The following is a 5,503-nucleotide window of genomic DNA, read 5'->3' on the forward strand; positions in this document are numbered from 1 at the left end:
CTCCGCGATGCGCTCGACGGCCTCGCGCAGCTGGGGTCCGCAGTCGCAGCGGGCCGAGCCGAAGACGTCGCCGGTCAGGCACTCGGAGTGCAGCCGGACCAGCGGGAGCGTGCCGGGCGCGGGGTCGCCGAGCACGACGGCCACATGTTCCCGCCCGTCGGCGAGGTGGTGGAAGGTTGCGAGGTCGGCGGTCACCGTATGGCCGTCGCCGAAGCGGAGCGGGACCGTCACGCGGGTGCGCAGCGTGGCTGCCGACAGGCTCGTCGGATTGCTGCTGTATCTGGATGCGGTGGCGTTGCCTGAGTCGCGCATGTCGGTCTGCTTCTCCCGGGCGGCGGTGCGGAGGGTTGGTCGCTCGATGGGCCGGCTCCATCGCCGGGGTCGGCCCATCGCCGTCGGTCGACTCCTCAGGGAACGAGGATGAGGCGGATCGGATCGCCGATCTTGTTCTCCAGGCGGTGGATCGCCTCGGGGGCGTCGGCCAGGGAGATGTGGTCGGTGATGGACGGAGCCAGGTCGAGACGGCCGCTGCCGGCCAACCGGATCAGCTCGTAGACGTGGTCGAACGAGGATCCGTAGTGTCCGAACACCTTCTTGTTCTTCAGGTTGAAGGTCATCTTCTCCGAGATCTTCAGCGGCTCGGTCGTGATACCCACCAGGACGAGCGCACCGTGGTTTCCGAGGAGGGGCGACGCCTGCTCCCGGACCCGGGGAACGCCCGCGAAGTCGAAGGCGTGGTCCAGGCCCAGGCCGTCGGTGGCCCGCAGCACGGATTCCTCGAAACCGGGGTCGGCCGGGTCGAGCGCGACATCGGCGCCGAACGCGAGGGCTCGCGCACGGGCGTTGGGCAGCGGGTCGACGGCGATGATCGGCGTGGCACCCATCATGCGGGCCAGCCGGACGGCATGGGCCCCCACCCCGCCCACTCCCCAGATGCCCACGGCCTGGGCGGAACGCACCTGCACGGTGTCGACCAGGGCCGCGTACGAGGTGGAAACGGCGTCGGGGATGATCGCCGCCTGGTCGAAGGGGAGTGTGTCGGGGATGGGGACGACGGTGTCCTCACGGGCGATCGTGTACTGGGACCAGCCACCGTCGTAGTCGACGCCGCGGCCGCGGAACGACACGCACGTGCCGCCGCTGACACAGCGGGCGCACTCGCCGCAGGGCTGACCCGCCTGCAGGGCGACCCGGGTGCCGACGGCCAGGTCGCGCTTGAGGCCGGGGCCCAGGGAGTGGACGACGCCGGAGATCTCGTGCCCGAGGGTGAGCACGTCGGAGTTCAAGTGCAGCGGCGTGATGCTGCCGTCGATGAGGTGGAGGTCGGAGAGGCAGACGCCCGCCGCCTTCACTTCGATCAGTACTTCGCCCGGTCCGGGCACGGGGACCGGGATCTCCTCCATGACGAACTTCTTCGTGTCCAGGTGGACGCGTCCTGCCAGCATGGTGTCCATCGTTTTGGGCCTTCCCGGGTAGTGGGTTGCTGATGTGGAGTGCTGCGCGGTCCGTGGGACCACAGAGGGGTGAGGGGCGCTGCCAGGGGGCTCAGTCGGTGAGAGACCGAGTCACATGTGCCCCGGCGGGCTGGTGCGGGGCCGGCCGGACGGCATGCCGGTCCGTCCGGCCGACCCCGTCGGTGCTCCATGGCGCCGGCATCGCCGCCAGGCGGCTATGGGGCAGTCTGGGGGACTCGGTTCTGCGCCAGGACGGCGCGCTGGAACAGGGCGTGGGCTCGGGCTGTCTGGCGGAACGCGAGGTTCCGCAGCGCCAGTTCGAGCCCCCGCTCGACATCGGCCCCCACCGTGAGCCAGAAGTCGGCGGCGTGGTCGGCGTAGGCCTCCGGGTGACGCAGCACCAGTTCCGCGTAACCCGCCGCCGCGCGCTCGCGCCACTGGTTCGCCTCGTGAAACCTGTCGCACGCGTCCAACGCGGCTGCGAGGTGCCCGCTGTACTCGGGGTCGTCGCTGGCCCAGGTGAGGGGACGCAGGAGAGCGACGGCGGCCTGGGGGTCTCCACGCAGCAGCTCGACCTCGGCCAGGTGGCCCTGCGCCGGCGCGTAGTCGGGCACCCGGCGCCGGGCGGCCTCGTAGCACGAGCGCGCGGCATCGAGATCGCCCTCGCGGTGCCACATCACACCGCGCCGGAAGTCCAGCTGGGCGAGCGGAAACGGCGAGGTGCCCCGATAGTGACGCCGTGCCTCGCCGAACAGCCGGTCCGCCTCGGTGACCTCCCTGCGCTCCGCCTGGAGCACGGCGAGCGCGCCGAGCGTCGTGAAGTCGCTCTGCCGATCCGCCGATTTGCGGATCAGAGCCATGGCATCCGCGTAGCAGCCGAGTGCCTGTAGGACGACTGCTCGTTCCGCGTCCAGGGTGGCCTCGTCCACGCCCCTCCGGCCGGCTTCGCCGAGGTCGGCAACGGCCTCGGCGAAGCGGTGCAGGGTCGCCCGCGTCCTGGCGCGGGCGAGCAGGGCCGTGCCGTCCTCGGGTGCGACGCGTACGAGCCCCTCAGCGAGTTCCGCAGCCCGTTCGTAGTCGGCGACGCGGGCCAGGATGTGGCCTCGGAGGTTGAGCAGGTCGATCAGGGCCGCCCCTTGCGCCACCGCCGACGAGGCCCCCGGCGTCTCCCCGGCACCCGCACGGCTGAGCCGTACGGCCAGGCCGTCGATCTGTCCGTGCAGATTCGTCACGGCGATGGTGCCGTTCGTGGTGACCGGCTCGCACTCCTGGGGAGACGCCCCGGTCATGCCGCTTCCCCGGGGGGAGGCATCAGCGCGGCCAGACGGGCGCCCAGGTCCGGCGGGGTCCCGTTGGGAGCGTTGAGGTAGGGGAAGGTCTGCGTGGCCGGCTTGGTCGGCTGGTCGACGCCGTCACTGATGCGTTCACCGTCGACGCCGCCCACCACCAGCGTGTAGAGGGTGTCCACGATGTCGTCGTTGAGCGACCGGCCACCACAGGTCGTGTGCGGGCGGCCGGCGAGCAGGGCGGTCTCGATCTCGAAACAGCCGTCCTCGGAGAAGGGCTTGGACAGGTCGACGACGAGGAAGTCCGCCAGCAGCAGTTCGGTCAGCGGGTGAGCACCCTGCTCGTCCAGCGGCCAGGCGGTCTTGCCGTCCAGGCCGTCGTAGAAGGCCAGGTTCGCATTGAGCCGTGCGCGGTAAGCGCCCGCATAGTCCGGCCGCACGCTGAAGGTGTCCTCCTCGTTGAAGAGGTCGCGGATCTCCAGATCGCTGTTGACGGTGTCGAACTTCTTGGGCGACATGATCACGTTCTTGATCTCCGGCCGGCCCATGCGCTCCAGCCGGACCGGGCGTCCACCACCGGTGGTCAGGGTCTCGCCGACGACCGCCACCAGCGAGCCCGCGGCCGGGCCGAGCACCGCGGCGTCGATTTCGAGCACGATGCTCAGCGCGTTCAGGCCCTCCAGAACGTTGCCGGCATCAGACCTGAAGGCCAGCTCCCCCGTCGCTTCGGTGGCGATCACACCCACGAAGTCGATGAAGAACGGGTCGAGCCGTGACCCGGCGAAGATCTTCAGTCCATCGGCCTCGGCGGGCACCTCGTTGCCGACCTGGAAGGAGACCTTCCGGCCGCCGGGTGCCTGGCACGTGCCCGCCTGCACCAGGGTGTCCGTGCCGCCGACCTGCTGAGGGGCGTCGAAGGTGAAGTCGAAGACGTACTCGTCCTCGCCGACATGGAACGCCGCGGCTGCGCCCTCACTCACGGACGCGATCGGGCGGACGCGGAAACGGTGGGTGATCACGTCGGAGAACAGGGCCGTGGGGGCCGAGGCCGGGAGCACGTTGAGGACGAGCACCAGGTTTCCCGGCCGCTCCGGGCTCGGGAAGGCGTACACGTCGCAGATGTCGGACGCCGGGTCCGCGATGGCACGCGGTCCGGAGAAGTGGTCAGCCATGAGAAACGCTCCTTGTCTTGTTGCTTGTGAGGGATGTCAGGTGTCGAGGTCGGCGATCCAGCGCAGCGCCGACAGTCCGGGCATGAAGCAGTACTCGCCACCCCGGTTGACGACGAACGGCGGCAGCCCCTTGAAGCGGCGGCGGATCGGTTTGCGCGGGACGGTGAACCCGCCCTCGTCGTTCATGCCGATCAGCGGGTCCTTCTCCGCGGGCGCCCCGATGAACTTGCCGTCGTTCACCCACTGCCGCTGGACGAACTCGAACTGCCGGTCCAGGTGCGCTCCGACGAAGGCGAACATGATGCCGCGGTCGGCGCCGTCGTCCTCCAGCACGCCCTTGGGCAGCGGCGGACCATAGGTGGTACCGCGCCGGATCATGCGGTGCAGGCGCACCTCACCGGTGACGACCGCGTCCCGCGGGTTCATGCGCCGGGCGTGGGCGCCCACGGGGCACTTGAGCCCCTCCGGGTCGTCGCCGTACAGGTACGCGTTGTTGCGCTCGGGATCGGCACCGAGTTCCGGATCATCCTTGTCCGGCGTCAGCGCGAGCGGGGCGCCACTGGGCCATCGGCCGATGAACTTGGCCGCCAGCAGCTCCTCGTCGGCCGTGTCGGTGGCGCGCTCGTGGAGGTAGGTACGGAAGTCGGCCACTCGCGTGTGCAGCTTGCGGAAGGCCACGTACGTTCCGTTGCGCCCGAGCACCTCGGGCTGCGGGACGGGTGTGACGCCGTGGGTCTCGTCCTTGTATCCGGTGACGAACTCGCCTGCCCTCAGCGGCTCTTCATGCGGATTGGTACCGGGGATGCCCGTACCCTCGATCGCCGGCTGACCGATGCCGTCGCGGAACCCGAACGGTTCCTTCTCGTCCGGTCCGACGTGCACGCCCTGCTGCCAGATGGCGACGACGCCGGGCAGATCGCGCAGGGCGTCGCGGACCAGGAGGAGGACCGTCTCCAGGCGGGCGGTGTCCGGGGCGAGTCCGGCCAGGACGATGTGCACGTCCTTCGAACCGAGCGGGGCCTCCCAGTTCTCCGGCGCGCTTTCCCCGACGTCCCCGATGTACTCCGCCCGCGCGGCCATGCCCTCCCTGAACTCCTCCGGGAAGGTGGCCAGCGACTCCTCGGGCACCCCCAAGGCCTTCAGACCCTGGAAGCTGAGTGCCACGGCGAGCGAGACCTGACGCTCGGGGTCGAACGCGGCGACCGAGTCGAGGGCGGGGGTGAGCCGCCGCAGCAGCTCGCGCCCCTGCCGCCGGTCGTCGATGCGCAGGACGAGGTAGGCGCCCGCGTAGGGCGTCGGCCGTGGCTCCAGAGCGGCGGCCTGGATGTCGTCGAGCTCCAGGGTGCTGCCCTTCTCGATACTCATGATGCCTTCCAGAACTGTCTTGCGTGGACGGAGTCGTCACGCGGGTCGTGGAGGGGGCGGGGACGCCGCCCCTGCCCGGAGGGGGCGGGGCGCCGCGCACATCTGGCGCGGGTGGCGCCCCGTCCGGGGGGGTGGGGTGGGTCAGCTGGCGGCCTGGGCGAGCAGGGGCTGGAGGGCCGGGTGCTGGAGGGCCTCCTCGGCGGCGGGGTCGTCCAGGACCTCCTGG

At 70.7% G+C, this 5,503-nt stretch carries 4 protein-coding genes and 1 pseudogene; all 5 read right to left on the bottom strand.

Annotated elements, in window-relative coordinates:
• Nucleotides 1–312, bottom strand: a pseudogene (locus ACWDGI_RS43470) (GTP cyclohydrolase); the annotation flags it as partial.
• A gap of 95 nt (nucleotides 313–407) precedes the next feature.
• Nucleotides 408–1,454 (bottom strand): zinc-binding dehydrogenase, encoded by a 1,047-nt coding sequence (locus ACWDGI_RS43475; protein WP_450768584.1) that lies wholly within the window; start codon nucleotides 1,452–1,454, stop codon nucleotides 408–410.
• A 215-nt stretch (nucleotides 1,455–1,669) separates the two neighbouring features.
• A complete protein-coding gene (locus ACWDGI_RS43480; protein WP_450768585.1) occupies nucleotides 1,670–2,743 on the bottom strand; it encodes a tetratricopeptide repeat protein in 1,074 nt (357 codons plus the stop codon).
• A complete protein-coding gene (locus ACWDGI_RS43485; protein WP_450768586.1) occupies nucleotides 2,740–3,912 on the bottom strand; it encodes a DUF4331 family protein in 1,173 nt (390 codons plus the stop codon). Before ACWDGI_RS43485 ends, ACWDGI_RS43480 begins: the two co-directional genes overlap by 4 nt.
• Before the next feature lie 36 nt (nucleotides 3,913–3,948).
• Entirely contained in the window at nucleotides 3,949–5,277 is a 1,329-nt protein-coding gene (locus ACWDGI_RS43490; RefSeq protein ID WP_450768587.1) for a Dyp-type peroxidase, read from the bottom strand.
• Nucleotides 5,278–5,503: the final 226 nt, after the last annotated feature.

The organism is Streptomyces sp. NPDC001220 (genome assembly GCF_053597895.1).

Bases quoted from the DNA above. Each gene is read 5' to 3' on its own strand.
- ACWDGI_RS43475 (WP_450768584.1), bottom strand. From the start codon at position 1,454: ATGGACACCATGCTGGCAGGACGCGTCCACCTGGACACGAAGAAGTTC.
- ACWDGI_RS43480 (WP_450768585.1), bottom strand. From the start codon at position 2,743: ATGACCGGGGCGTCTCCCCAGGAGTGCGAGCCGGTCACCACGAACGGC.
- ACWDGI_RS43485 (WP_450768586.1), bottom strand. From the start codon at position 3,912: ATGGCTGACCACTTCTCCGGACCGCGTGCCATCGCGGACCCGGCGTCC.
- ACWDGI_RS43490 (WP_450768587.1), bottom strand. From the start codon at position 5,277: ATGAGTATCGAGAAGGGCAGCACCCTGGAGCTCGACGACATCCAGGCC.